We start from the raw sequence: 25,332 nt of genomic DNA on the forward strand, positions 1-25,332 counted from the left end.
CGTCATGGACGTCAGGGAGAGTGCACGCGGATGAACGGGACGACCGAGCGCGGCGGGACGGTGACGCCCACACCCCCCGATGACATCGTCGAGGCCGCACGGCTCGCGCCGGACCACTGGATCAGCATGATCGACCCCGGCTGGGACGGCGAGGGCGTGCCGCCGGACCGGGTCGTGGTCGGCCGCTGGCGCACGGGAACGACCGGCGAGATCGAGGAGTGGGAGGACAACGAGGCGTACCGGCCCTCCCCGGAAGCGCTCGGCTGGCCCGAGCCCACCGACGACGTCGACCACGCCCTCCAGCTCGCGGTCACCGGTTACGGGCCGGTCGAGGACGCCCTGCGCGCCCTGGCCACCGCCGAGGTGGCGGTGCTGACCCTGCCGGACGGCTCCCCGGTGACCGCCGCGGTGGAGGGCGGCAGGCTCGTCGTCCCGGTCTTCACCGCCGCGCCCCACCTCGACAGTGTGGGCGCCTTCGCCTTCGAACGCGTCACCGTCCCGGCCCTCCTGGACCGCCTGCCGGCCGGCCACGCGCTGTACGTCAACCCGGCCGGCCCCGCGGGCACCGTGCTGGAGCCCGACCGGCTCGCGGAGACGACCGCCACCGCGGCCGTCCCGGCGCACGCCTCCTGACACCGTCCCGCCGTGTCTAAGCTGGGGCCCATGACACCGGTGGAGGAGAAGCCCCCGCGCGCGCTGCTCGCGGGGGCTTCACGCCGGTGGGTACGGCTGCTGCCGTGGGGCGTGGCGTTCGTGCTGAGCGTCGCCCTGCTGCCCACCACCATCCAGGTGCTCACCGCCGACTACGGCCTGAACGGCGGCGTCGCGAGCGCGCTGGCCGTCGCCCAGGCGGCGCCCCTGTTGCTCGCCGTCGTCCGCCCGCTGCGGGCCTGGTGCGTGGTCTTCGCCGCGGACGTGGCCGGGGCGCTCGCCCTGCTCACCGTCGACTTCGAGGAACGGCTGCTGTGGCCGTTCCCGCCCATGGGGATCGTCGGGTACCTCGGCCTCTGCCTCGCCCTCGGCCTGCGCGAGCGGCGCCGGACGCTGCTGCTGGTGTGGCTGGCGACGGCGGGCGCGAACACCGGCCTGGTGGGGTTCGTCGCACCCCACGGCACGAGCGCCAGGGAGCTGCTGCTCACCATCCTCAGCGGCGTCGCGCTCCTGCTCGCCGCCGCGCTCCGCGAGCGGTACGAGGCCCAGCGCAGGCTGGCCGAGCAGGAGACGATCAGCGAGGCCGAGCGCGGCCGGCGGACGCTGCTGGAGGAACGCGCCCGCATCGCACGCGAGCTGCACGACGTGGTGGCGCACCACATGTCCGTCATCACGGTCCAGGCGGACACCGCGGCGTACCGCCTCGACGGGCTGCCGCCGGACGTGCGGGAGGAGTTCACGTCCATCGCGGCGACCGCGCGCGAGTCGCTCGGCGAGATGCGACGGCTCCTCGGCGTGCTGCGCAACGAGGAGGCGGGCGGCGAGCTCGCGCCCCAGCCGGGCCTGACACGGATCGGGCAGCTGGTGGAGGCGACGGTGCGGGCGGGCATGCCGGTGGAGTTCACCCCCTGCGACGCCCGTGTGCCCGAGGCGGTGGGCCTCTCCGCGTACCGCATCGTCCAGGAGGCCCTCGCGAACGTCGTACGGCACGCGCCGGGCGCCCCGACCCAGGTGTCGGTGTCGGAGTCCGCCGACGAGGAGGACGGCGCGCGGCTCACCGTCCTCGTCGTCAACGGGCCGCCGCCCGAGCCGCCCGCCGCGCCGCTCGAGGAGGGCGGCACCGGGCACGGCCTCGTCGGCATGCGCGAGCGGGTGCGGCTCGCCGGCGGCACCCTCGACGTGGGGCCGCTGCCGGACGGCGGCTTCCGGGTGGCCGCCCGACTCCCCTTCACCGAAAGGAACTTCACGTGACGACGCGCGTCATCATCGTCGACGACCAGGCCATGGTGCGGGCCGGCTTCGCCGCGCTGCTGGCCGCCCAGAGCGACATCGACGTGGTGGGCGAGGCCCCCGACGGCGCGCAGGGCGTCGAGCTGAGCCGGCGCACCCGTCCCGACGTCGTGCTGATGGACGTCCGCATGCCCGAGATGGACGGCCTCGAGGCCGCGCGCCGCATCCTCGCGCCCCCGAAGGACGTGACGCACCTGCCGCGCGTGCTGATGCTCACCACGTTCGACGTCGACGACTACGTCTACGAGGCGCTGCGGGCCGGCGCGAGCGGCTTCCTGCTGAAGGACGCGCCGCCGGCCGACCTCATCACGGCGGTACGCGTCGTCGCCTCGGGCGACGCGCTGCTCGCCCCTTCCGTGACGCGCCGCCTCATCGCGGACTTCGCCCGGCAGCGTCCCGCCGGCCGGGGCAGGCCCGCGCTGCGGCTCAAGGCCCTGACGGAGCGTGAGACCGAGGTCCTCACCCTGGTGGCCCGCGGCCGGTCCAACGCGGAGATCGCGGCGGCGCTGGTGCTGGCCGAGCAGACGGTGAAGACGCACGTGAGCCGCGTCCTCACCAAGCTCGACCTGCGCGACCGCGCCCAGGCGGTGGTCTTCGCGTACGAATCGGGGCTGGTGGCCCCCGGCGAGTAGGACGCCCCCGAGCCGCGCACGGCACCGGGAGCGGCCCCCTCCACGTCCCGAACGGCACGGCTGGCACTCTCACCGGCCCCGCACCCGCCCCCCTCGGCACAGCGCGGCGACGGAGCGAGGCCCCGCTCCCCGCCGTGCCCGCGCGGGCCGGGTGCCGCCGCCCCGGGGTCCCGGGCGGGAGCGCTCGGCGGGCCGCCCCCTCGCCCGGGAAGGCGACTGCCCTGCCGGGGCACGGCACAGGGGGTGACGGAGCGAGGCCCCGCTCCCCGCCGTGCCCGCGCGGGCCGGGTGCCGCCGCCCCGGGGTCCCGGGCGGGAGCGCTGGGCGGGCCGCCCCCTCGCCCGGGAAGGCGACTGCCCTGCCGGGGCACGGCACAGGGGGTGACGGAGCGAGGCCCCGTGCGCGCCGCGGCGGCGGCAGCCGGACCGGTCCGTTTGCGGCTCGGGCCCGGGCCGCCGTCCGCGGCCCCGGACGGGATCCCCCGGCGGAGGGCCTGCCCTCCTCCACCCCCTACCGCGGTAGCACCTCCACCTTGGCTCCCGGGTATGACGCCCGGTGTGCAGCCGTCCCCGCACTCTCCCCCCATCGGCAGGAGAGCGACGCGAGAGGGCGGACCATGAGGCTACGCAGCGGCAAGCGGCAGAAGACGGAAGAACGGCCGGAGGCGCCGGGCGCCACACCCGGTCCCGCCGTCGAACTGCGGGGTGTCCGGAGACGGTACGGCCGCGGCGCGGGCGCCGTGCAGGCCCTCGCGGGCGTCGACCTCGCCCTTCCGCGCGGCACGTTCACCGCGGTCATGGGCCCGTCCGGGTCCGGCAAGTCCACCTTCCTGCAGTGCGCCGCCGGGCTCGACCGGCCGTCGGCGGGATCCGTACGGCTCGGCGGCACGGAGATCACCGGCATGAGCGAGAACGAGCTCACCGAGCTCCGCCGCAACCGTCTCGGCTTCGTCTTCCAGGCGTTCAACCTGCTGCCGTCGCTGACCGTGGAGCAGAACGTCCTGCTGCCCCTGCGCCTCGCCGGGCAGCGCCAGGACCGCGGCCGTGCGGCCCGGGTCCTCGCGCAGGTCGGCCTCGCCGACAAGGCGCGGCGCCGGCCCGGCGAGCTCTCCGGCGGCCAGCAGCAGCGCGTGGCCGTCGCCCGCGCCCTGGTCACCGGCCCCGACGTGGTGTTCGCGGACGAGCCCACCGGAGCCCTCGACACCGGAACCGCCGCCGAGGTACTGGGCCTGCTCCGGCACGCGGTGGACACCCTCGGCGCCACCGTCGTCATGGTCACCCACGACCCGACCGCGGCCACCTGGGCCGACCGCGTGCTGTTCCTCGCCGACGGCGCCTTCGCCGACGACCTGGAGCGCGGTTCGGCGGAGCGGATCGCGGAGCGGATGGCGTTGCTCACCGGCCGCACGGGCGCGACGGCGGGGGTCGCGGCATGAGGAGCCTCGCCCCGAACGGCCTCGCCCGCGCGGCCGTACGCTTCAAACCCGCCTCGTTCGTCGGCACGTTCGTCGCACTGATGATGTCCGCGCTGATCGTCACGGCCTGCGGCGTCCTGCTGGAGACCGGGGTCCGCGCCTCGGTGCCGCCGGAGCGGTACGCGAAGGCGCCGGTCGTCGCGGCGGCCGACCAGTCCGCGCGACTCGTCGCCGACACCGTCGACGGCCCCGAGGAGACCGCGTACCCGCTGCCGGACACCGCCCGCGTGGACGCGGGCCTCGCGGCGAAGGCCGCCCGGGCGCCGGGCGCCGCGGCCGCGGTGCCGGACTTCACCTTCCCGGTCCGGCGGGGTGACGGCGCGCTCACCGGCCACGGCTGGGGCGCGCACGTCCTCACCGGCACCGCGCTGTCCGCGGGCGCCGCGCCGGGCGCGGGCGAGGTCGTGCTCGACGCCGCCGCGGCCCGTACCGCGAAGGCCGGCGTCGGCGACGCCGTCGCGCTCGAGACGGCCGCAGGACGCGCGGACTTCCGGGTGTCCGGGCTGGCCGGAGCCGGGGCGGGGGACGCCGCGGCGGCCGGTGGCACGGCCACGGCCTGGTTCGCCGACGCCGAGGCACCCGTGCTGGCCGGGCATCCCGGCAGGGCCGACGCCATCGCCGTCATGGCCGAGGACGGCGTCGACACCGGCGCCCTCGCCGCCGCCGTCGAGAAGTCCCTCGCCGGCTCCGGCGCGCGGGTGCTCACCGGGGACGACCGCGGCGAGGTCGAGGACCGCGGCCTGGCGTACGCCCGGGAGACGCTCTTCGGGCTCGGCGGTTCCTTCGGCGGGATCGCCACCCTGGTCGCCGTCCTCACCACGGCCGGCACGGTCGCCCTCTCCGTCGGCCAGCGCAGCCGCGAGTTCGCCCTGCTGCGCGCCGTCGGCGCCACCCCGCGGCAGATCCGCCGAGCGGTCGCCGCCGAGGCGCTGCTGGTCGCGCCCCCCGCCGGGCTGCTCGGCTCCCTGCCGGGGATCGGGCTGGCGAGCTGGTGGTTCGGGCAGTTGAAGGACCGCGGGGCCGTCCCGCAGGCGGTCGAACTGCACGTCTCGGGCATTCCGTTGCTCGCCGCCGTCGGGCTCGGGCTGCTCACGGCGCTCGTCGCCGGCTGGGCCGCCGGGCGCAGGCCGGCGAGGATCAAGCCGGGTCAGGCGCTCGCCGAGGCCTCGGTGGAGCGGCTGCGTCCGGGCGTCGTCCGCATCGCCCTCGGGCTGGGCGCCGTCGTCGGCGGCTCGGTGCTCGCCGGTGTCGCCTCCTCCGCCGCCGGTGCCGACGCGGCCAACGCCTCCCTCGGCGTCGTCATGCTCTTCATGCTCGCCGTCGCGCTGCTCGGCCCGCTGCTGGCCCGGTCGTGCGCGGCCCTCTTCGGCCTGCTGCTGCGCGGCGGCGGCGCCCCGGCGTCGCTGGCCGCCGCCAACTCCCGGGCCAACGCCCGCAGGACGGCCTCCGCGATCACCCCGATCGTCCTCGCCATGGCCTTCGCCTCGACGCTCGTCTTCCTGCACACGAGCGAGAGCCACGTCGCCGCGGCACAGCTGCGCGACGGCCTCACGGCGGACCACGTCGTCACCCACCCGGCGGGTCTGCCCACCGGCGCCGTCGACCGGGCCGCCCGCACCCCCGGCGTCGAGGCGGCCGTGGGCCTGCTCGACACACAGGTGCTGGTGCCCGTCGAGGGCGGCGGCGAGACGTCGTTGCAGGCGGCGGCGGTCCAGGGCATCTCGGGCTCCGGCGCCCGGCTCGCCGAGGTGCAGGACCTGGACGTGCGCGGCGGCAGCCTGGACCGCGTGGGCGCGGACCGCATCGCCGTCGACGCGATCCTCGCCACCGCGGCGAAGGTCGAGGTCGGCGACGAGCTGCCGCTGTACCTCCCCGACGGCACGAGGGCCCGCCCGGAAGTCGTCGCGGTCTACGGCCGCGGTCTGGGCCTGCCCGCGGTGACCACGGACCGCGCGTTCCTGGCCGGGCACGTCACGTCGGAGTTCGACAGCACGCTGCTGGTACGCGGCGGCGACGCCGGGCCGCTCGCCGCGCTCGGCGAGGTCACCGACGTCTCGGACCACACCGTCGCGCGGAACGCGGACCGCGAACTCGGCGCCTGGGCCAACCACACGATGGCCGCCGTCCTGGGCGGCTTCGCCGCCGTCGCCGCCGTCAACACCCTGGTGATGACGGTCCTGGAACGCCGCCGCGAACTGGCCGTGCTCCGCCTCGTCGGCTCCACCCGCCGCCAGGTGCTGCGCATGCTCGGCTGGGAGAGCCTGCTGGTGTCGGTGGCGGGCGTGGCCCTGGGCACGGCCATCGCCATGATCACGCTGATCCCGATGGTGCGCGGCCTGACGGGCGAGTCCCCCCACGTGCCCCCGCTGCTCTACGGCTCCTTCGCGGCCGCGGGCGTCGGCCTGGCACTGCTCGCGGTCACCCTGCCGGCGCGAGCGGCGCTGCGCCGCAGGCCGTAGCGCGTCCCCAGGAAGCGGGAGCCGGCACCGCACCGGCTCCCCCCACCCACCCGGCAACGAAGAAAGGGACGTTCATGACCGCAACCCAGGCTCCTTCGGTGGTGGCCCGCGGGAAGGCCGCTGTCGGGGCTCTCGGCCTCCTGGCACTCTCCACCGGCGCCCTGGAGTCGGTGGTGACGCCGACGCTCCCGCTCCTGCAACGCGAGCTGGACATGAGTCCGGCCGAAGGGGCGTTGCTGAGCATCGTGCTCCTCGTCACCGGCGCGCTCGTCACACCGCTGGCGGGCAGGTTCGGCGACCGCTACGGCGGCAAACGGGTCCTGGTCCGGCTGATGGCGGTGGTCTGCGCCGGGGGCCTGGTGTCCGCCCTGGCGCCGAACCTGCCCGTGCTGCTGCTCGGCCAGGTACTGCAGGGGGTGATGGTGGGCGCGCTGCCCCTGTCGTTCGTCGTGGTGCGCGCGCACCTTTCCGCGGGTGAGTCCAAGGTGGCCATCGGGACGGTCGGCGGACTGTTCGTCGGGGGCGGGATGGTGGGCATGCTGTCGGCCGGCCCCGTGGCGGAGCAGCTCTCCCGGCACTGGATGTTCGCGCTGCCGACGATCGCGGTCGCCGGGGCCACCCTGCTGGTGAACCGGCTGATGCCGGACGACCCACCGGGCCGGCCGGGCGACGCCGGGATCGACTGGCCCGGCCTGCTCCTGTTGAGCGGGACGCTGGTCACGCTCATGCTCGCCCTCGCACTGGCGCCCGACCTCGCCTCGCAGCCGCTCGTGCTCTGCGCCCTCGTCCTGGTCCTGGCCGCCTTCGTCACCGGCTGGGTGGCCGTCGAACGGCGCGCGGCCGCACCGATGATCGACCTGCGCATGCTGGCACGGCCCGCGATGTGGAAGGCGTGCGTGCTGACGTTCGTGATCTGCGCCGGTACCTCGATGGCGGTCTACCTCGTTCCGCAGTTGTTCGACGAGACCGGCGACGGGTACGGATTCGGCGCCGGCGCCACCGAGATCGGCCTCTACCTGCTGCCCGGCGCCGTGGCCGCGTCGCTGGCCGGGCCGCTCGGCGGGATCGGGGACCGGCGTTTCGGCCCGCGTGCCGTGGTCACCGCCGGAGTCGTCCTCATGGCCGCCTCCCTGCTCACCCTGGCGGCCGTGCACACCGAGGTCTGGCACCTCGTCGTCGGCAAGGCGCTGATCGCGCTGGCCAACGGCCTGTGCGTCACGGCGATGATGACCAGCACCGCCACCTCCGCCGACCAGGGCGATACCGGCATCGCCACCGGCCTGATCCTGGTGACGCGCGTGCTCGGCTACGCCGTGGGCGGGCAGCTCGGTGGCGCGCTCCTCACCGCCGGAACTCCTTCCGGGTCGGACGTCGCGGCCGAATCGGCCTACGTCACCGGCTTCGTCATGGCCGGCGCCGTCACGGCGTCGGCCCTCCTCGTCACCCGCACCCTGCGCAAAGGAGTCACCGGATGAACCGCACCGACCGACCGACGGGCGCCCGTACCGCGCCGAGGCGCGAGGTCCTGATATCGGGGGCCGGTGTCGCGGGCTGCGCCCTGGCGTTCTGGCTGAACCGCCACGGATACGCGGTCACGGTGGTCGAGAGGGCGCCCACGCTCCGTGGCGGTGGCTACCCCGTCGACGTGCGCGGCACCGCACTGGACGTCGTCCGCAGGATGGGCGTCCTGCCGCGGCTGCGGGACGCGCACATCGACCTGCGCCGACTGACCTTCCTCGAGGGCGACGGCGACGAAGTGGCCTCGCTCCACCCGCACCACGTCACCGGCGGTGTCACGGGGCGGGACCTGGAGGTGCGGCGCGGTGATCTGGCCGACGCCCTGTACGCGGCGGTCCGTGACGACGTGGAGTTCGTGTTCGACGACTCCGCCGACACCCTCGAGCAGTCCGGCCACGGGGTCGACGTCACCTTCCACGGGGGCGGCCGACGCACGTTCGACATGGTGTTCGGCGCGGACGGTCTGCACTCGTCCACCCGGGAGGCGCTGTTCGGCCCCGAGGAGCGGTTCCACCACTACCTCGGCCACTGCTTCGCCGTGTTCACCATGCCCAACACCCTCGGTCTCTCCCACGAGACCGTGATGTGGAACGCTCCGGGCAGGGCCGCGGCGCTCTACGCCGTGGGGGACGACGGCGACGTGCACGCCTTCCTGGACTTCGCCCGCCGGGACCCCCCGTGGCACGCGTTCCGCGACCCGGAAGCCCAACGGGACCTGGTCGCCTCGGTCTTCGCCGACGCGGGATGGGAGGTCCCGGGGATGCTGGCCGCCCTGCGCGACGCGGACGACCTGTTCTTCGACGCGGTCGGCCAGATCCGTATGCCCCGCTGGTCCAGCGGCCGGGCCGCACTGGTGGGCGACGCCGCGTACGCGCCCTCGTTCCTCACCGGACAGGGCACCAGCCTCGCCCTCGTCGGCGCCTACATGCTCGCCGGCTCCCTGGCCCACCGGGACCACACCACGGGCTTCGCCGCCTACGAGCACGGCACCCGCGCGTTCGTGACCCTGAACCAGGGGCTGGTCGGCAAGGGCGGCGCCACGCTCTTCCCGGCCACCCCCCGGGCCCTGGAGGAACGCAACGACAGGCTGCGCGGACTCGGCGCCCTCCCCTCCGCCGAGGGACGCCCGGCCCACTCGGCCCTCACCCTGCCGGACTTCACGCCCGGCACGTCGATCTCGCCGAGGGCTCATGACCCCTCACTCCGCCGAGAAGAGTGAGCATCCGGCGGGCGGATGCAACTCACGCGCTCAAAGGAGCGGAGTGTGAACAGGGAAGCCGAGATGCTCCCGTTCCTCGGAGCGACACGTGCAGGGCGGCGTTGTGGCGAGGGATCACGCCCCGCGGCGTGGTCTCGACACCGTGACCGCGCGCCGGGGCGTGACGCGGAACGCGCAGGGCAGGACCGTGTGGTGCGGACTGCCCGACGGCTTCGGCGGTCACCGTCGACCGGACGGGCGCCTTCCGCCAGGAGGGGCGCCGTCGTGGACGTCCACGGCGGGGGGCCGGCCCGGTCCCGCCGGCGACCGGGTGCGGACGTGCCGGCCGGGGCCTGGTCCCTCAGCACTCGATGATGTTCACCGCGAGCCCGCCCCGGGCCGTCTCCTTGTACTTGACCGACATGTCCGCGCCGGTCTCCTTCATCGTCTTGATGACCTTGTCCAGGGACACCTTGTGCGAGCCGTCGCCGCGCATCGCCATCCGGGCCGCCGTGACCGCCTTCACCGCGGCCATGCCGTTGCGCTCGATGCACGGGATCTGGACCAGGCCGCCGACGGGGTCGCAGGTCAGGCCGAGGTTGTGCTCCATGCCGATCTCGGCCGCGTTCTCCACCTGCTCGGGGGAGCCGCCCAGCACCTCCGCGAGGGCGCCCGCCGCCATCGAGCAGGCGGAGCCGACCTCGCCCTGGCAGCCGACCTCGGCGCCGGAGATGGAGGCGTTCTCCTTGAAGAGCATGCCGATCGCGCCGGCCGCCAGCAGGAAGCGGACCACGCCCTCCTCGTCGGCGCCGGGGACGAAGTTCATGTAGTAGTGCAGGACGGCCGGGATGATGCCCGCCGCGCCGTTCGTGGGCGCCGTGACGACCCGGCCGCCGGCCGCGTTCTCCTCGTTCACGGCCATGGCGTACAGGGTGATCCACTCCATGGCGAGCGCCTGCGGATCGCCCTCCGAGCGCAGCTTGCGCGCGGTGTTCGCGGCGCGGCGGCGCACCTTCAGACCGCCCGGCAGGATGCCCTCGCGGGACATGCCCCGGTCCACGCAGGCCCTCATCACGCGCCAGATCTCCAGCAGCCCCTCGCGGATCTCCTCCTCGCTCCGCCAGGCGCGCTCGTTCTCCAGCATCAGCGCGGAGATCGACAGGCCGGTCTCCCCGGTGAGGCGCAGCAGCTCGTCGCCGGTGCGGAAGGGGTACTTCAGGACCGTGTCGTCCAGCACGATGCGGTCCGCGCCCACCGCGTCCTCGTCGACGACGAAACCGCCGCCCACCGAGTAGTACGTCTTGGTCAGCAGCTCCGCGCCGGAGGCGTCGTACGCCCACAGGGCCATGCCGTTGGCGTGGTACGGGAGCGTCTTGCGGCGGTGCAGCACCAGGTCGTCGTCGAAGGAGAACGCGATCTCGTGCTCGCCGAGCAGCCGGATCCGGCCGCCGTCCTTGATCTTCTCCACCCGTTCGTCGGCCGACTCCACGTCCACCGTGCGGGGCGAGTCGCCCTCCAGGCCCAGCAGCACCGCCTTGGGCGTGCCGTGGCCGTGACCGGTGGCGCCCAGGGAGCCGTACAGCTCGGCCCGGACCGAGGCGACGGAGTCCAGCAGGTCCTCGTTGCGCAGCCGCCGGGCGAACATCCGGGCCGCCCGCATCGGGCCGACCGTGTGCGAGCTGGAGGGGCCGATGCCGATCGAGAACAGATCGAAGACCGAGATGGCCACGGGAGGACTCCTAAGGGTTCGGCGGACGACGCTGTCCGCCGGGGAAGGGGGTGGTTCACCGAAGAGGAAACGTTCGTGCGGGGTGCATGGTGCGGGGCACCGCGCCCACTGACCCAGTGTGCGCGATGCCCCTGATGTCCGTACGGGTGAAAGCGTACGAAATTACTGCAGACCGGGGTACAGCGGGTGCTTCGCGGCGAGTGCCGTGACCCGGGCCCGGAGCGCCTCCACGTCGAAGGACGGCTTCAGCGCCTCGGCGATCACGTCCGCGACCTCGGTGAAGTCCTCGGCGGTGAAGCCGCGGGTGGCCAGGGCCGGCGTGCCGATGCGCAGACCCGAGGTGACCATCGGCGGACGCGGGTCGTTCGGGATCGCGTTGCGGTTGACCGTGATGCCGACCTCGTGCAGCCGGTCCTCGGCCTGCTGTCCGTCCAGCTCCGAGTTCCGCAGGTCGACCAGGACCAGGTGCACGTCCGTGCCGCCGGACAGCACGTCCACGCCCACGGCCTTCACGTCGTCCTCGACCAGCCGCTCGGCCAGGATGCGGGCGCCCTCCAGGGTACGGCGCTGGCGCTCCTTGAACTCCTCGGAGGCGCACACCTTGAACGCGACCGCCTTGGCGGCGACCACGTGCTCCAGCGGACCGCCCTGCTGGCCCGGGAAGACCGCGGAGTTGATCTTCTTGGCCAGCTCGGCCGTGGACAGGATCACACCGCCGCGCGGACCGCCGAGGGTCTTGTGCGTGGTGGTCGTCACGACGTGGGCGTGCGGCACCGGGTTCGGGTGCAGGCCCGCGGCCACCAGACCGGCGAAGTGCGCCATGTCGACCATCAGGTACGCGCCGACCTCGTCCGCGATCCGGCGGAACGCGGCGAAGTCCAGCTGACGCGGGTACGCCGACCAGCCGGCGACGATCAGCTTCGGCCTGCTCTCCTTGGCCAGCCGCTCGACCTCGGCCATGTCGACCCGGCCGTCGTCGCCGACGTGGTACGCGACCACGTCGTAGAGCTTGCCGGAGAAGTTGATCTTCATGCCGTGGGTCAGGTGCCCGCCGTGCGCGAGGTTCAGACCCATGATCGTGTCACCGGGCTTGAGCAGCGCGAACATCGCGGCGGCGTTGGCCTGCGCGCCCGAGTGCGGCTGCACGTTGGCGTGCTCGGCGCCGAAGAGCTCCTTGACCCGGTCGATGGCGATCTGCTCGATCACGTCGACGTGCTCGCAGCCGCCGTAGTAGCGGCGGCCGGGGTAGCCCTCGGCGTACTTGTTGGTGAGGACCGAGCCCTGGGCCTCCATGACCGCGACCGGGGCGAAGTTCTCCGAGGCGATCATCTCGAGGGTGGACTGCTGGCGGTGCAGCTCGGCGTCGACCGCGGCGGCCACCGCCGGGTCGAGCTCGTGCAGGGGCGTGTTCAGAACGGACATGCGGCTACAGGCTCCTCAGCCGGCGATCTCGGCGTCGTACTCGGCGGCGGTCAGCAGGTCGGCGGGCTCGTCGGTGACCCGCACCTTGAACAGCCAGCCGCCCTCGAAGGGGGCCGAGTTCACCAGCGACGGGTCGTTCACCACGTCCTCGTTGACCTCGGTGATCTCACCGCTGACCGGGGAGTACAGATCGCTGACCGACTTGGTCGACTCCAGCTCGCCGCAGGTCTCGCCCGCGGTCACGCTGTCACCGACCTCGGGGAGCTGGACGAAGACCACGTCGCCGAGCGCGTTGGCCGCGTGCTCCGTGATGCCGACCGTCGACACGCCGTCCTCGGCGGCCGACAGCCACTCGTGCTCCTTGCTGTAACGCAGCTGCGTGGGGTTGCTCATGGCCTGGATTCTCCTGTACGGGGGGACTGCGGATGACTGAGGGGACTGCGTACGGCGCCCGTGAGCGGGCACGACCTGCTCAGCTCACGTGCGGGGAGCCGTCTGCCGACGGTGTCACTTCCGCCGCTTGTAGAACGGCAGCGCCACGACCTCGTGCGGCTCGTGGCTGCCGCGGATGTCCACGCCGACGCCCTCGGCGCCGGGCGCCGCGTGCGCCGGGTCGACGTACGCCATGGCGATCGGCCTGCCCAGGGTGGGGGAGGGGGCGCCGGAGGTGACCTCGCCGACCACCTCGCCGCCGGCCACGACCGCGTACCCGGCGCGCGGGATCCGGCGGCCCTCGGCGACCAGGCCGACCAGGACGCGGGGCGGCTGCGCGGCGGCCCGCTCGGCGGCCTCGGCCAACGCCGCGCGGCCCACGAAGTCGCCCTCCTTCTCGAACTTCACCACCCGGCCGAGACCGGCGTCGAAGGGCGTGAGGGCGGTGCTCAGCTCGTTCCCGTACAGCGGCATGCCCGCCTCCAGGCGCAGCGTGTCCCGGCAGGACAGCCCGCACGGGACCAGGCCCGCGCCCTCGCCGGCCTTGGTCAGCGCCTGCCACAGCTCCACCGCGTGCTCGGGCTTCACGAACAGCTCGAAGCCGTCCTCGCCGGTGTAGCCGGTACGGGCGATGAGCGCGGGGACGCCGGCGACCGTGCCGGGCAGACCGGCGTAGTACTTCAGGCCGTCCAGGTCGGCGTCGGTGAGCGACGCGAGGATCGCCGGGGACTCGGGGCCCTGCACGGCGAGCAGCGCGTACGCGTCGCGGTCGTCGCGGACCTCGGCGTCGAAGCCGGCCGAGCGCTCCCGCAGGGCGTCCAGGACCACCTGGGCGTTGGAGGCGTTGGCGACCACCAGGTACGCGGTGTCGTCCAGCCGGTAGACGATCAGGTCGTCCAGGATGCCGCCGTCCTCGCGGCAGATCATCGTGTAGCGGGCGCGGCCGGGCTTGACGCTCCCGATGTTGCCGACCAGGGCGAAGTCGAGGAGCGCGGCGGCCCCCGGGCCGACGACCGTGATCTCGCCCATGTGCGAGAGGTCGAAGAGGCCGGCCTTCGTGCGCACGGCGTTGTGCTCGTCGCGCTCGGAGCCGTAGCGCAGGGGCATGTCCCAGCCGGCGAAGTCGGTCATCGTCGCGCCGAGCGAACGGTGCAGGGCGTCGAGCGCGGTCCGGCGGGGTTCGGTACTGCTCATCGGTCGGTCTCCCAGGGCGATGGGGGTCCCTCCCGCGCGAGTTCGTTCGAGCGTGAGGGAGGGCGAGGACGTTCCTCCCCATCTGTCATCGGAACCTGAGAGGTTCGCCACGACGCCCACGCGGGGACGGTCCTGGCTTGCACCTTGGGTGGAGCCGCCGGAGCACTGCTTGATGCCCTTCGGCGGCCCGCTTTTCAGATGTGCCTCGCCCGCGCGGTAACGGGGCCTGAGAGATTCAAGGGAGGGACTTGCTCCTTCGGCGCCCCGGCGGCAAACGGTGCCGGGGACTCTCCCGCGCGGATTCAAACGGCCGGTATGCAGTTGGCGCGCACATCATTGCACGCATCGCGGAGGCGCGGCAGGGGGACCCTTCCCAGGGGATGCACAGGGTGTGCGGGCACTGTCACAGGGAGCTGTGACACGCCTGTTCCAGAAAACGGACGGAAACGACGGACACCCGGCATTACCTTCTCTTTACACTCGGCGGGGATCGGTACTCGTACCCGGCCCCAGGGGAGGACGATCACGGTGAACAGGACCACGGCGTGCGCCGCCGCCACGGGCGTCACGCTGCCTCCGCAGCCGGCCGCCCGGGCCCGACAGGCCCGCGGCGCGCTGCCGGCGCCCGTCGTCCGCGATCTGCGCGCGCGGGCCGGCCGCAGCCCGCGCGCCCTGCTCTTCGGGCCCCGGGACCTCGTCGTGGTCACCGGGCTGCCCGGCAGCGGCAAGTCCACGCTGATGCGGCGCACGGTGCGCGGCACCCGCGTCGACTCCCAGGACACCCGGGACCGCTGGGACCGCCGCGTGCCGCGCCTCCTGCCGTACGCGGTCTACCGCCCGCTGGTCCGCCTCGCCCACTACGCCGGGCTGCGCCGCGTGCTGCGGGCCGGGGGACCGGTCGTCGTGCACGACTGCGGTACGCAGGCCTGGGTACGCCGCTGGCTGGCCCGCGAGGCCCGCCGCCGGGGCGCGAGCCTGCATCTGCTGCTGCTCGACGTCACCCCGCAGCAGGCCCTGGACGGCCAGCGCGAACGCGGGCGCGGCGTCTCCCGCTACGCGTTCCTGCGCCACCGCGCGGCGAGCGAGCGGCTGCTGCGCGCGGTGGAGCGGGGCGCCCTGCCGGCCGGCTGCGGTTCGGCGGTCCTGATCGACCGGGACGCGGCGGACACACTGCGCCGGGTCGGCTTCACGGGCTGACCGGATAGCCTTTCCAGCCACAGCAGTGTTCCAGGCAGCAGGCGGTAGGCAGATGGACTTCCCGGCGGACTTCCCGGCGCAGGCGCACCCCCACCCGCACGGCGGATGGCCCGGCAACGAGCTGGAGGAGGTGCTCTCCGCCTCCCTGGGCGTCCCCTCAGCGGGCGGCAGGATCGTCGAGGTGCTGGGCCGCAGCTTCGTCTGGGTCCCGCTGCCGAACGGCGGCGGCCCGGACAGCGGACCGCTGGACCTGCCCACCCTGGAGCTCGACGGCCAGGCCTACGTCCCCGTCTTCAGTTCCGAGGAGCAGTTCCGCCAGGTCGTCGGCTCCCACCTGTCGTACACGGTCGCGCCCGCCGTGGAGTTCGCCCGCGGTCTGCCGCCGCAGGCCGGGATCGCGGTGAACCCCGGCGGCGTGGTCGGCATCCCGCTGCCGCCGCCCGCCGTCGCCGAACTGTGCCGGGCCGGACGCAGCCCGCTGGACGGCCCGGCGTCCGGCGGCCGGGTCCGGCTGTTCGAGCCCGACTGGCAGGACGACCCGCTGGACTTCCTCGCCGCCGCCTCGGCGGAGTTCGACGCCCTCGGCGTGGTGACCACCGCCCGCCGCTGTCTCGCCGCGATCGAGACGGCCGACCCGGTCCTCTTCGTCGGCGTGGAACTCTCCAGGTGGGAGGACGACGCCCGCACCCTCCCGCTGAACGCCCTGGGCCGGGCCCTCGGCCGGACCTCCGCTCCCTGGCCGGTCAACCTCATCGTCCTGGACCTGGCCCAGGACCCGGTCGGCGACTGGCTCCGCACCAGGGTCAACCCCTTCTACGAACGCCGGCGGTAACCCCCCGGGGGCGCGGGACTGCATCGACGTGCGGCTCCGCCGCGCGGGCGCGACAAGCCACGACGAACCCGCACCCGCCGGACGGCGCGAAGCCCCGGCCCATCCGCGCTCGCCGTACAGCAGCCTGCTGCACGGTGTCGGCTTAAGCTAGGTTCATCCGCTGGCGAGGTACGGAGGGGCGATACAAGTGAGCGCTGGCACCGCGGCGACCGGACAGGTCGAGCACATGCTGCGCCAGGTGACGCCCGGGCGTTACGACGCGTACGAGGCGTTGCTGCGCGCCCTCGCGACCCCCGCCTCCGGCCAGGTCTGGATGCTGCTCTGGCACGGCCAGGCCGGCTCCCCGGACGCCCAGTACGGGAACATGGAGGTCGACGGCCTCGGCTACGCGCCCTGCGTCACCTCCGCCCAGGAGCTCTCCGCCAGCGGCTGGAACCGGTCGTACGAGGTGGTCGACGGCCTCGAGGTGGCCCGTGCGCTCTACCCCGGCCACTACGGGCTCTGGCTCAATCCGCACGCCCCCGGCGGCGGCGTCGGCATCCCCTGGCCGGACCTGCGCCGGATCGCCGGCGGCCTGGACCGCCAGCCCGCCGGACCGCTGCGGCTGTCCGAACCGGCCATCGAGATCCCTCAGTTCTACGCCCTCCTCGCGCAGAACGCCCACCGCACCCCGGCCGTCCGCACCCTGCGCCGCGCCTGGGTGCAGCCCGCGCTGGGCGCCCCGTACCTCGCCATCGGTCTGGACGTGTACGACACCTCCCCGCCCGCCGTGGACGCCGTGCGCGCGATGATGCAGCAGTCCCTCGGCGCGGTCCCGGACGGACTGCCCGTGTCGACCGTCGTGATGTCCGACGAGCACGACCCGGTCGTGATGTGGCTGCGCGTCAACTCCCGCCCGTTCTACGACCGCGAGGCCCACGGCGCCGTGCCGTCCCCCGCGGCGGCCTACGGCTACCCGCCCGCGCACCGGGGCTGACCGGCCCGGACGCCGACGCGGTGACGGAGCGTGACCGTCCGGCACGTGGACGGGGAGGGCGAGCCGGAACCGATGCGTCCGCCCGTGTTCGCCGCGCACCGCTGACTTCGCGCCAGATTTTCGGCCATGCGCACTCAGCGACAGCCCGCTGACCGCCTGTCACCTGCGGTTTCACCCGTTCTTCACGCGAACCGGCGCCACCTGGGCGGCCGTCGGAACGGCACTTCTGTGTCCGCCAGGTTAAATCTTGACGGAGGGACGCCTGAACCGTCCCTTATGTCAACTGTTCAGATCTCAGGTAGGTATCACCGCTATCCGGACTGTTCCTGACCGACTGTGAACGTCTGTAGTGTTCGGCCGGTCAAGATGCATCCACATAGCGGACCCGGAGTGGCCCCAGTATGCGCATATTCAAGTCCCGAGCCGCTCGGGCGATCACGGCCGCGGTGGCGGTCGGTTTGATCGCCACGGGCTGCTCCAGCGAACGGGACGCTGACAACGAAAGCAGCGGTGACAAGGACACCTTCGTGTTCGCCGGTGCGGCTGACCCTGGTTCCCTGGACCCTGCCCTCGCGAGCGACGGTGAAACCTTCCGTGTGACGCGCCAGGCGTTCGAGGCCCTGCTCGAGCACGAGTCCGGCGGCACCAAGCTGGTCGGCGGCCTCGCCGAGACCTGGTCGAGCAACGACCAGGGCACCGTCTGGACCTTCAACCTCCGCAAGGGCGTGAAGTTCCACGACGGCGAGACGCTCAACGCCGCGGCCGTCTGCGCCAACTACGACCACTGGTTCAACTGGACGGGCACCTACCAGTCCAGCGCGGTCTCCTACTACTGGCAGGCCATCATGGACGGGTTCGCGAAGAACGAGGACCCGGAGACGCCCGAGTCGAACTACAAGTCCTGCACCGCGAAGGACGAGAGCACCGCCGTCATCGAGGTCAAGAAGCCCTCCGCCAACCTCCCCGGCGGCTTCTCCCTCCAGGCCCTGGCGATCCACTCGCCGAAGGCCCTCAAGGAGTACGCGAAGGAGAAGGCGACCGCCAAGGGCGACGCCATCACGTACCCCGAGTACAGCCAGAAGGCCGGCAAGGTCGCCGGTACCGGCCCGTACAGGATCACGAAGTGGAACAAGGGCAACAAGGAAGTCACCCTTGAGCGCTTCGACGACTACTGGGGCGAGAAGGCGAAGATCAAGAACCTGGTCTTCCGCACCATCGACACCGAAGAGGGCCGCCGCCAGGCGCTCCAGGCCGGTGACATCGACGGCTACGACCTCGTCGCCCCGGCCGACGTCAAGACCCTCGAGGACCAGGGCTACGTCGTCCCGACCCGTGGCGTCTTCAACCTCTTCTACGTGGGCATGAGCCAGTCGGCGAACCCGGCCCTCAAGAAGAAGGAAGTCCGCCAGGCGATCGCGCAGGCGATCGACAAGGAGAACCTGGTCAAGACCCAGCTGCCCGAGGGCGGCAAGGTCGCCGACCAGTTCATGCCGGACACCATCGCGGGCTACTCCAAGAACGCCAAGAAGTACCCGTACGACACCGCCGCGGCCAAGGGACTCCTCAAGAAGGCCGGTGAGGAGAAGCTCCAGATCGAGTTCTGCTACCCGACCGAGGTCACCCGTCCGTACATGCCCGCCCCGCAGGACCTGTTCGAGCTGATGAAGGCCGACCTGGAGAAGGCCGGCATCACCGTCAAGGCCAAGGCCATGAAGTGGGCCCCGGACTACCTGGACGCCACCGAGGCCGGCTCCTGCGCCCTGCACATGCTCGGCTGGACCGGTGACTTCAACGACGGCTACAACTTCATCGGCACCTGGTTCGCCGGGTACGACAAGCAGTGGGGCTTCAAGGACAAGAAGGTCTTCGACGCCGTGAACGCCGGCTCGAAGCTGGGCAAGGCCGACGAGCGCACCGCCGCGTACGAGAAGGCCAACGAGATCATCATGGACTACCTCCCGGGTGTCCCGATCTCGTCCTCCCCGCCGGCCATCGCCTTCGCCAAGAACGTGAACCCGCCGGACGTCTCCCCGCTGACGCAGGAAGTCTTCGCCCAGACCTCCTTCAAGTAGGCGAGCAGCGGTAGGAAACCAAAACGGGGGGTCCGCCCGGTCGTCGCAACTCGGCGGCCGGGCGGGTCCATTCATGTAAGACATCACGTAAGAAAGGGGCATGCGGGGTGCTGCGTCTCGTCGTACGAAGACTGCTCCAGCTCATACCCACGCTGCTCGGCCTGTCGGTTCTGCTCTTCCTGTGGCTCGACCGTCTGCCCGGTGGACCCGCCTCAGCGATCCTGGGGGAGAAGGCCACCGAGGCCGAAGTGGCGCGCATCAACCGCGCGCTCGGGCTGGACCAGCCCGTCTACGTCCAGTACTGGCGTTTCCTGAAGCGCATCGCCGAACTCGACCTGGGCACCTCCACCCAGACCGGACAGCCGGTGTGGGACGAGTTCGTCCTGCGCTTCCCCGCGACCGTGGAGCTCTCCCTCCTCGCGATCCTCATCGCCGTGGCCGTCGGCGTCCCGCTCGGCTACTTCGCGGCCCGCAACCGCGGCGGCTGGCTCGACGTCAGCGCGGTCTCCGGATCGCTCGTCGGCATCTGCATCCCGGTCTTCTTCCTGGCTCTGATCCTCAAGCAGGTCTTCGCCGTCCAGCTCGGCATCTTCCCCAGCTACGGACGCCAGGACACCGGCATCAACGCCACGGACGTGACCGGCTTCGCCGTCCTGGACGGCATTCTCACCGGGGAGTTCGACGCCTCCTGGGACGCGATCACGCACCTGGTCCTGCCCTCCATCGCCCTGGCCTCCATCCCGCTCGCGGTCATCGTGCGCATGACCCGCGCCAGCGTTCTCGAGGTGCAGGACGAGGACTACGTCCGCACCGCCGAGGCCAAGGGCCTCAAGCGGAGCGTCATCCGGAGCCGGCACGTGCTGCGCAACGCGATGCTCCCCGTGGTGACCGCGGTCGGCCTGCTCACGGGCTCCCTGCTGTCCGGCGCGGTCCTGACCGAGTCCGTGTTCTCCTTCGGCGGCATCGGCTCCTTCATCCGGACCGCCATCGACGGCCGTGACTATCCCGTGCTCGTCGGGTTCATCATGTTCATCGCGCTGATATACGTCCTGATCAACTTGCTGGTGGACCTGGCGTACAGCCTCATCGACCCGAGAGTGCGGGTGCACTAATGAGCGTCGCCACCAAGACCGACAAGATCCAGCGCCTCGCCGAGCTGGCCGCGACCAAGGAGACCAGCACCGGCGCCAGCCTGTGGCGGGAGGCGTTCCGACGCCTCAAGCGCAGCAAGATGGCGATCATCGGCGCGGTCGTCATCGCCCTGTTCGTCGTCCTCGCGATCATCGGGCCCTTCATCGCCCCGCACTCCCCGACCGCCCAGACCTGGCGCGGCGAGGTCTTCCCCAACCGGGGCGAGTTCGTCGGCATGCGCGGTGAGAACTGGTTCGGCCTCGACCACCTCGGCCGGGACATGTTCTCCCGCATGCTGGTGGGCGCCCGCCAGACGCTGCTCGTCGGCGTCGTCGCCACGATGATCGGTCTGATCATCGGCTTCGTGATCGGCGGCCTCGCCGGCGCCTTCGCCACCCTCGGCGGCGACACCGGCAGGCGGATCGACTCCGTCATCATGCGCTTCATCGACATCATGCTGGCGATGCCCTCGCTGCTGCTGGCGGTGTCCATCGCCGCGGTCATGGGTCAGTCGCTGACCACCGTGATGATCGCCGTGGGTGTGGTGCAGATCCCGGTGTTCGCCCGGCTGCTGCGCGGCTCCATGCTGGCCCAGGGCAGCGCGGAGTACGTGCTCGCGGCCAGGTCCCTCGGTGTGCGCAAGCGGCGCATCGTCCTCTCGCAGATCATCCCCAACTCGCTCAGCCCGGTGATCGTGCAGGCCACGCTCTCCCTGGCCACCGCGATCATCGAGGCGGCCGCCCTGTCCTACCTGGGCCTCGGCAACCCCGACCCGGCCATTCCCGAGTGGGGCGTCATGCTCACCCAGGCGCAGCGGTTCTTCGACAACGCGCCGATGATGGCGGTCTATCCCGCCGTCGGCATCATCATCACCGCCCTCGGCTTCACCCTCCTCGGCGAGGCCATGCGGGAAGCCCTCGACCCGAAGCTGAGGGGCTGAACCACCATGTCTCTGCTCACTGTCGACGAACTGACCATCACCTTCGGCGGCCGCGGCCGCAAGGAGTCCCGGGCGGTCGACGGCGTCTCCTTCGAGGTCGACCAGGGCCAGGTCGTGGGCCTGGTCGGCGAGTCCGGCTGCGGAAAGTCCGTCACCTCCCTGGCCCTGATGGGCCTGCTCCCGAGCAAGGGCGTCACCATCGGCGGCCGTGCCGAGTTCGACGGCACGGACCTGTTCACGATGAGCCCGTCCGCCCGCCGCGACCTGCGCGGCAGCGAAATGGCGATGATCTTCCAGGACCCGCTGTCCTCGCTCAACCCGGTCGTGCCGATCGGCGTGCAGGTCACCGAGATCCTGGAGCGCCACCGCGGGCTCAAGGGCGAGGCCGCCCGCAAGGAGGCCGCCCACCTGCTGGACCGGGTCGGCATCCCCGACCCGACCCGGCGGCTCAAGGAGTACCCGCACCAGCTCTCCGGCGGCATGCGCCAGCGCGCGCTGATCGCCATGGCGGTGGCCTGCGCCCCGCGCATGCTCATCGCCGACGAGCCCACCACGGCCCTCGACGTGACCATCCAGGCGCAGATCCTGGAGCTGCTCAAGGAGCTCGTGGACCAGGAGGGCACCGCCCTGCTGATGATCACCCACGACCTCGGCGTGGTCGCCGGCCTCTGCGACCAGGTCAACGTGCTCTACGCGGGCAAGACCGTGGAGTCCGCCGGGCGCCGCGAGCTGTTCGCCCACCCGACCCACCCCTACGCGCACGGACTGCTGGGCTCCATCCCGCGTCTGGACGCTCCCCGGGGCGAGCCCCTCAAGCCCATCCGGGGCTCCATCAACGACCGCATCGCCTGGGCCGACGGCTGCGCCTTCGCGCCCCGCTGCGACCGGTACGAGATGGGCTGCCTGACCGGCACCCCGGAACTCACCGAGCCGCGCGCGGCCGGTCACCAGGTGCGGTGCGTCAACCCCGTACTCGACGACGCGAAGGCCGAGGAGGTCACCGCATGAGCCTGCTCGAACTGGACGGCGTCAAGGTCCACTTCCCCATCAAGAAGGGCGTCTTCGTCGACCGCACGGTCGGTCACGTCTACGCCGTGGACGGGGTCTCCCTGAAGGTCGAGGCCGGCGAGACCTACGGTCTGGTCGGCGAGTCCGGCTGCGGCAAGACCACCCTCGGGCGGTCGGTGCTGCGGCTGGTGGACATCACCGAGGGCTCCGTCGTCCTCGACGGCACCGACCTGGCGAAGCTGCCCGGCGAGGAGATGCGCCGCTTCCGGCGCCGGCTCCAGATGGTCTTCCAGGACCCGCTGGGCTCGCTCAACCCCCGGCAGAACATCGAGTCCATCCTGTCCGAGGGCATGATCGCCCACGGCATCGGCAAGGACCAGGAGGAGCGCCGGGAGAAGATCAAGGCGATCCTGGACAAGGTCGGTCTGCCCTCCAACGCGCTCTCCCGCTACCCGCACGAGTTCTCCGGCGGCCAGCGCCAGCGCATCGGCATCGCCCGCGCGCTGGTCCTCGAACCGGACGTGATCATCTGCGACGAGCCGGTCTCCGCGCTCGACGTGTCGGTCCAGGCCCAGGTCATCAACCTGCTGGACGAGCTCCAGGAGGAACTCGGCCTGACCTACGTGGTGATCGCCCACGACCTCGCGGTAGTCCGGCACATCTCCGACACGATCGGCGTGATGTACCTGGGGGCGCTGGTCGAGGAGGCGCCGAGCGACACGCTGTACGCCGAGCCGAAGCACCCCTACACCAAGGCCCTGATGTCGGCCGTGCCGGTGCCGGACCCGGAGGTGGAGGACAGGCGCGAGCGCATCCTGCTCACCGGCGACCTGCCCTCCCCGGCCAACCCGCCCAGCGGCTGCCGCTTCCACACGCGCTGCCCCTGGGCCCAGGCCGAGCGGTGCGCGACGGAGCGGCCGCAGCTGCGGGACCTCGGCGACGGTCACCGGGTGGCCTGCCACTTCGCCGAGGACATCGCGTCGGGGAAGCTGGCGCTGACCCGGCCCACCGGCATCGAGGCCGTCACGGAGGGCGAAGGCGCGGTGGCCGAGCGGACCGAGGACGAGGCGAAGGTTCCCGCCGCGCTCCTGCCGGCCGACTCGACGACCAAGCCGGACGCCGCGGCGGTCAAGGAGAAGGTGCCCTCGGCCGAGGCCCCGGGCGACCGGACGGCCGACGCCGTCGCGAAGGACCCCGAGGCCGCGGGACCGGACGCGTCCGACAAGGAGCAGGACAAGACCGGCTGACGGACCGCCGCCCTTCCCGGGGCCCGTAAGGCCCGCTGAACGGTTTGCGGACAGCAAGTTCACACCACCCCTCGCCTTGGTTTGCAAGGCGAGGGGTTCTTGCTGGGTGAGAATGTGGGGGTGCTCCAGCAACTGTTCAGTCCGTCCGTCCTGCACACGCTCGACCTGATCGGCATCTTCGTCTTCGCGATCTCCGGCGCCCTGCTGGCCGTCCGCAAGAACTTCGACGTCTTCGGCATCGCCGTGCTCGCCGAGGTCACCGCGCTCGGCGGCGGACTCTTCCGCGACCTGGTCATCGGCGCCGTACCGCCCGCCGCCTTCACGGACCTGGGGTACTTCGTCACCCCGCTGCTCGCCACGGTCCTGGTGTTCTTCCTCCACCCGCACGTGGAGCGCATCCAGGCCGGTGTCAACGTGTTCGACGCGGCCGGCCTCGGTCTGTTCTGCGTCGTCGGCACGACCAAGGCGTACGACCACGGCCTCGGCCTGACCGCCTCCGCCTGTCTGGGTCTGGCCACCGCGGTCGGCGGCGGTGTGCTGCGCGACGTGCTCGCCAACGAGGTGCCGTCGCTGCTGCGCTGGGACCGCGACCTGTACGCCGTCCCGGCCGTCGTCGGCGCCGCCCTGACCGCGCTGTGCATCCGCTACGACGTGCTGAACGCGGGGACCAGCGGCCTCGCCGTGGTCACGGCCTTCGTGCTGCGGCTGCTCGCGATGCGCTACCACTGGCGGGCTCCCCGCGCGTGGCACCGCCGTTCGACGGTCCAGGAGGAGTAGCCCCTCGGGACGCACGAACAAAGCTACCGCTTAGTATTGTCTTCTTGTACTGTTCAGCCATGCCAGAAGCAGCCTCCGCCCAGTCCACCCGGGCCGCCATCGGCGCCAGTGAGTTCGACCGCGACACCGCACTCACCCCGCGTGCGCCCGGCGTCTACGACATCGACCTCTCCGCCGGCTGGACGATCATCAACGCCGTCAACGGCGGCTACCTGCTGGCCGTCCTCGGCCGCGCGCTCGCGGACGCCCTGCCGCACGCCGACCCGTTCACCGTCTCCGCGCACTACCTGACCGCCTCCCGGCCGGGCCCGGCGGTCGTCCGTACCCAGACCGTGCGCACCGGACGGACGCTGTCGACCGGCCAGGCCTCCCTCTTCCAGGTCGACGGGGAGGGCCGGGAGGTGGAGCGCATCCGCGTCCTCGCCTCCTACGGAGACCTGGACTCCCTTCCCGACGACGTCCGTACGACGGCCGAACCGCCCGCGATACCGCCGATGGAGCAGTGCTTCGGGCCCGAAGACGCTCCCACCCCGGTCGACGGCAGTTCCGCCATCACCGAGCGCCTGATGCTCAAGCTGGACCCCTCGACCCTGGGATGGGCGCTCGGACAGCCCTCCGGCAAGGGGGAGATGCGGGCCTGGTTCGGCCTCGCCGACGGCCGGGACCCCGACCCGCTCTCGCTGCTCCTCGCGGTGGACGCCCTGCCGCCAACCGCCTTCGAGCTGGGCCTGTCCGGCTGGGTCCCGACGGTGGAGCTGACCGTCCACGTCCGCTGCCGTCCGGCTCCGGGCCCGCTGCGCGTCTCGATCACCACCCGCAACCTCGCCGGCGGCTTCCTGGAGGAGGACGCCGAGGTCTGGGACAGCGCCGACCGCCTGGTGGCCCAGTCCCGACAGCTGGCACGGGCCCGCCTGTAGGAATCAGCCCCTCCGGCGCCTGAGGAGCGGGGGTCCGGGGGCGGCGCCCCCGGGTACGGGACGGGCAGGGGCGGCGGGGGCGAGACAAACCCCACCCCCACCCCTCCCGTCCCGCTCCGCACCTCGGACTCGTGCAGGCGGACGACATGCTCCCGTCGGGCTTCCGAGCGGGCGGCGCATCCCGGCCGACCGCGCTCCGTGGTCGCCGCACGGGGCCCCGTAGAATCGGCCCCACC

General features: G+C 72.6%; 21 protein-coding genes and 2 riboswitches. Of the genes, 17 read left to right on the forward strand and 4 right to left on the reverse strand.

Annotation, left to right across the window (positions count from 1 at the left end; translation table 11 throughout):
• Positions 1–30: 30 nt before the first annotated feature.
• The 7 genes from ACZ8ZB_RS23885 to ACZ8ZB_RS23915 all read left to right on the forward strand — a co-directional run bounded on the left by ACZ8ZB_RS23885 (position 31) and on the right by ACZ8ZB_RS23915 (position 9,243).
• Positions 31–633, forward strand: a complete 603-nt coding sequence (locus tag ACZ8ZB_RS23885; protein ID WP_470739693.1) for a type VII secretion system-associated protein — start codon at positions 31–33, stop codon at positions 631–633.
• A 30-nt stretch (positions 634–663) separates the two neighbouring features.
• Complete coding sequence (locus ACZ8ZB_RS23890; protein WP_470739694.1) at positions 664–1,902, forward strand: sensor histidine kinase; 1,239 nt, start codon at positions 664–666, stop codon at positions 1,900–1,902.
• Positions 1,899–2,573, forward strand: a complete 675-nt coding sequence (locus ACZ8ZB_RS23895) for a response regulator (RefSeq protein WP_470739695.1) — start codon at positions 1,899–1,901, stop codon at positions 2,571–2,573. Before ACZ8ZB_RS23890 ends, ACZ8ZB_RS23895 begins: the two co-directional genes overlap by 4 nt.
• Positions 2,574–3,189: 616 nt before the next feature.
• Positions 3,190–4,008, forward strand: coding sequence for an ABC transporter ATP-binding protein (locus ACZ8ZB_RS23900; RefSeq protein WP_470739696.1), 819 nt, complete (start codon positions 3,190–3,192; stop codon positions 4,006–4,008).
• A complete protein-coding gene (locus tag ACZ8ZB_RS23905) occupies positions 4,005–6,506 on the forward strand; it encodes an ABC transporter permease (RefSeq protein ID WP_470739697.1) in 2,502 nt (833 codons plus the stop codon). The genes ACZ8ZB_RS23900 and ACZ8ZB_RS23905 overlap by 4 nt, the downstream gene beginning before the upstream one ends.
• A gap of 74 nt (positions 6,507–6,580) precedes the next feature.
• Positions 6,581–7,981 carry an MFS transporter gene (locus ACZ8ZB_RS23910; RefSeq protein ID WP_470739698.1) on the forward strand — a complete coding sequence of 467 codons (1,401 nt, stop codon included), beginning with the start codon at positions 6,581–6,583 and terminating at the stop codon, positions 7,979–7,981.
• Complete coding sequence (locus ACZ8ZB_RS23915) at positions 7,978–9,243, forward strand: FAD-dependent monooxygenase (protein ID WP_470739699.1); 1,266 nt, start codon at positions 7,978–7,980, stop codon at positions 9,241–9,243. Before ACZ8ZB_RS23910 ends, ACZ8ZB_RS23915 begins: the two co-directional genes overlap by 4 nt.
• Positions 9,244–9,583: 340 nt before the next feature.
• On the opposite strand, the gene ACZ8ZB_RS23920 is transcribed toward ACZ8ZB_RS23915, so the two are convergent.
• From ACZ8ZB_RS23920 to gcvT, 4 genes are all read right to left on the reverse strand, one after another.
• The gene (locus tag ACZ8ZB_RS23920; protein WP_470739700.1) at positions 9,584–10,951 is read right to left on the reverse strand and encodes an L-serine ammonia-lyase; all 1,368 of its coding nucleotides are present in this window, start codon (positions 10,949–10,951) and stop codon (positions 9,584–9,586) included.
• 162 nt (positions 10,952–11,113) lie between these two features.
• The gene (gene glyA / locus ACZ8ZB_RS23925) at positions 11,114–12,373 is read right to left on the reverse strand and encodes a serine hydroxymethyltransferase (protein WP_470739701.1); all 1,260 of its coding nucleotides are present in this window, start codon (positions 12,371–12,373) and stop codon (positions 11,114–11,116) included.
• A gap of 15 nt (positions 12,374–12,388) precedes the next feature.
• Positions 12,389–12,766, reverse strand: coding sequence for a glycine cleavage system protein GcvH (gene gcvH / locus ACZ8ZB_RS23930; RefSeq protein WP_470739702.1), 378 nt, complete (start codon positions 12,764–12,766; stop codon positions 12,389–12,391).
• A gap of 114 nt (positions 12,767–12,880) precedes the next feature.
• Positions 12,881–13,999, reverse strand: a complete 1,119-nt coding sequence (gene gcvT, locus ACZ8ZB_RS23935; RefSeq protein ID WP_470739703.1) for a glycine cleavage system aminomethyltransferase GcvT — start codon at positions 13,997–13,999, stop codon at positions 12,881–12,883.
• 72 nt (positions 14,000–14,071) lie between these two features.
• A riboswitch (glycine riboswitch) is annotated at positions 14,072–14,203 on the reverse strand.
• Positions 14,204–14,304, reverse strand: a riboswitch (glycine riboswitch).
• A 223-nt stretch (positions 14,305–14,527) separates the two neighbouring features.
• Between gcvT and ACZ8ZB_RS23940 the strand changes: the two genes are divergently transcribed.
• From ACZ8ZB_RS23940 to ACZ8ZB_RS23985, 10 genes are all read left to right on the forward strand, one after another.
• Positions 14,528–15,196: an AAA family ATPase gene (locus ACZ8ZB_RS23940; protein WP_470739704.1), complete on the forward strand. Its 669-nt coding sequence runs from the start codon at positions 14,528–14,530 to the stop codon at positions 15,194–15,196.
• 52 nt (positions 15,197–15,248) lie between these two features.
• Positions 15,249–16,028, forward strand: a complete 780-nt coding sequence (locus tag ACZ8ZB_RS23945; RefSeq protein WP_470739705.1) for an enhanced serine sensitivity protein SseB — start codon at positions 15,249–15,251, stop codon at positions 16,026–16,028.
• A 226-nt stretch (positions 16,029–16,254) separates the two neighbouring features.
• A complete protein-coding gene (locus ACZ8ZB_RS23950) occupies positions 16,255–17,004 on the forward strand; it encodes an enhanced serine sensitivity protein SseB C-terminal domain-containing protein (RefSeq protein WP_470741567.1) in 750 nt (249 codons plus the stop codon).
• Between the two features lie 401 nt (positions 17,005–17,405).
• A complete protein-coding gene (locus ACZ8ZB_RS23955; protein ID WP_470739706.1) occupies positions 17,406–19,076 on the forward strand; it encodes an ABC transporter substrate-binding protein in 1,671 nt (556 codons plus the stop codon).
• Between the two features lie 107 nt (positions 19,077–19,183).
• Positions 19,184–20,188, forward strand: coding sequence for an ABC transporter permease (locus tag ACZ8ZB_RS23960; protein ID WP_470739707.1), 1,005 nt, complete (start codon positions 19,184–19,186; stop codon positions 20,186–20,188).
• On the forward strand, positions 20,188–21,147 hold the full coding sequence (locus ACZ8ZB_RS23965) for an ABC transporter permease (RefSeq protein ID WP_470739708.1): 960 nt from the start codon (positions 20,188–20,190) through the stop codon (positions 21,145–21,147). The genes ACZ8ZB_RS23960 and ACZ8ZB_RS23965 overlap by 1 nt, the downstream gene beginning before the upstream one ends.
• 6 nt (positions 21,148–21,153) lie before the next feature.
• Positions 21,154–22,155 (forward strand): ABC transporter ATP-binding protein, encoded by a 1,002-nt coding sequence (locus ACZ8ZB_RS23970; RefSeq protein WP_470739709.1) that lies wholly within the window; start codon positions 21,154–21,156, stop codon positions 22,153–22,155.
• Positions 22,152–23,402 carry an ABC transporter ATP-binding protein gene (locus ACZ8ZB_RS23975; RefSeq protein WP_470739710.1) on the forward strand — a complete coding sequence of 417 codons (1,251 nt, stop codon included), beginning with the start codon at positions 22,152–22,154 and terminating at the stop codon, positions 23,400–23,402. The genes ACZ8ZB_RS23970 and ACZ8ZB_RS23975 overlap by 4 nt, the downstream gene beginning before the upstream one ends.
• A 120-nt stretch (positions 23,403–23,522) precedes the next feature.
• On the forward strand, positions 23,523–24,179 hold the full coding sequence (locus tag ACZ8ZB_RS23980; RefSeq protein WP_361738728.1) for a trimeric intracellular cation channel family protein: 657 nt from the start codon (positions 23,523–23,525) through the stop codon (positions 24,177–24,179).
• 59 nt (positions 24,180–24,238) lie between these two features.
• Positions 24,239–25,096: a thioesterase family protein gene (locus ACZ8ZB_RS23985; protein ID WP_470739711.1), complete on the forward strand. Its 858-nt coding sequence runs from the start codon at positions 24,239–24,241 to the stop codon at positions 25,094–25,096.
• The last annotated feature ends 236 nt before the right edge of the window (positions 25,097–25,332 follow it).

The sequence above is a fragment of the Streptomyces sp. 12E genome (genome assembly GCF_055633275.1).

What these genes read in the sequence shown, in the direction of transcription:
- ACZ8ZB_RS23885 (WP_470739693.1), top strand. Translation starts at nt 31, where the DNA reads ATGAACGGGACGACCGAGCGCGGCGGGACGGTGACGCCCACACCCCCC.
- ACZ8ZB_RS23890 (WP_470739694.1), top strand. Translation starts at nt 664, where the DNA reads ATGACACCGGTGGAGGAGAAGCCCCCGCGCGCGCTGCTCGCGGGGGCT.
- ACZ8ZB_RS23900 (WP_470739696.1), top strand. Translation starts at nt 3,190, where the DNA reads ATGAGGCTACGCAGCGGCAAGCGGCAGAAGACGGAAGAACGGCCGGAG.
- ACZ8ZB_RS23905 (WP_470739697.1), top strand. Translation starts at nt 4,005, where the DNA reads ATGAGGAGCCTCGCCCCGAACGGCCTCGCCCGCGCGGCCGTACGCTTC.
- ACZ8ZB_RS23910 (WP_470739698.1), top strand. Translation starts at nt 6,581, where the DNA reads ATGACCGCAACCCAGGCTCCTTCGGTGGTGGCCCGCGGGAAGGCCGCT.
- ACZ8ZB_RS23915 (WP_470739699.1), top strand. Translation starts at nt 7,978, where the DNA reads ATGAACCGCACCGACCGACCGACGGGCGCCCGTACCGCGCCGAGGCGC.
- glyA (WP_470739701.1), bottom strand. Translation starts at nt 12,373, where the DNA reads ATGTCCGTTCTGAACACGCCCCTGCACGAGCTCGACCCGGCGGTGGCC.
- gcvH (WP_470739702.1), bottom strand. Translation starts at nt 12,766, where the DNA reads ATGAGCAACCCCACGCAGCTGCGTTACAGCAAGGAGCACGAGTGGCTG.
- gcvT (WP_470739703.1), bottom strand. Translation starts at nt 13,999, where the DNA reads ATGAGCAGTACCGAACCCCGCCGGACCGCGCTCGACGCCCTGCACCGT.
- ACZ8ZB_RS23945 (WP_470739705.1), top strand. Translation starts at nt 15,249, where the DNA reads ATGGACTTCCCGGCGGACTTCCCGGCGCAGGCGCACCCCCACCCGCAC.
- ACZ8ZB_RS23950 (WP_470741567.1), top strand. Translation starts at nt 16,255, where the DNA reads ATGCTGCGCCAGGTGACGCCCGGGCGTTACGACGCGTACGAGGCGTTG.
- ACZ8ZB_RS23955 (WP_470739706.1), top strand. Translation starts at nt 17,406, where the DNA reads ATGCGCATATTCAAGTCCCGAGCCGCTCGGGCGATCACGGCCGCGGTG.
- ACZ8ZB_RS23965 (WP_470739708.1), top strand. Translation starts at nt 20,188, where the DNA reads ATGAGCGTCGCCACCAAGACCGACAAGATCCAGCGCCTCGCCGAGCTG.
- ACZ8ZB_RS23970 (WP_470739709.1), top strand. Translation starts at nt 21,154, where the DNA reads ATGTCTCTGCTCACTGTCGACGAACTGACCATCACCTTCGGCGGCCGC.
- ACZ8ZB_RS23975 (WP_470739710.1), top strand. Translation starts at nt 22,152, where the DNA reads ATGAGCCTGCTCGAACTGGACGGCGTCAAGGTCCACTTCCCCATCAAG.
- ACZ8ZB_RS23985 (WP_470739711.1), top strand. Translation starts at nt 24,239, where the DNA reads ATGCCAGAAGCAGCCTCCGCCCAGTCCACCCGGGCCGCCATCGGCGCC.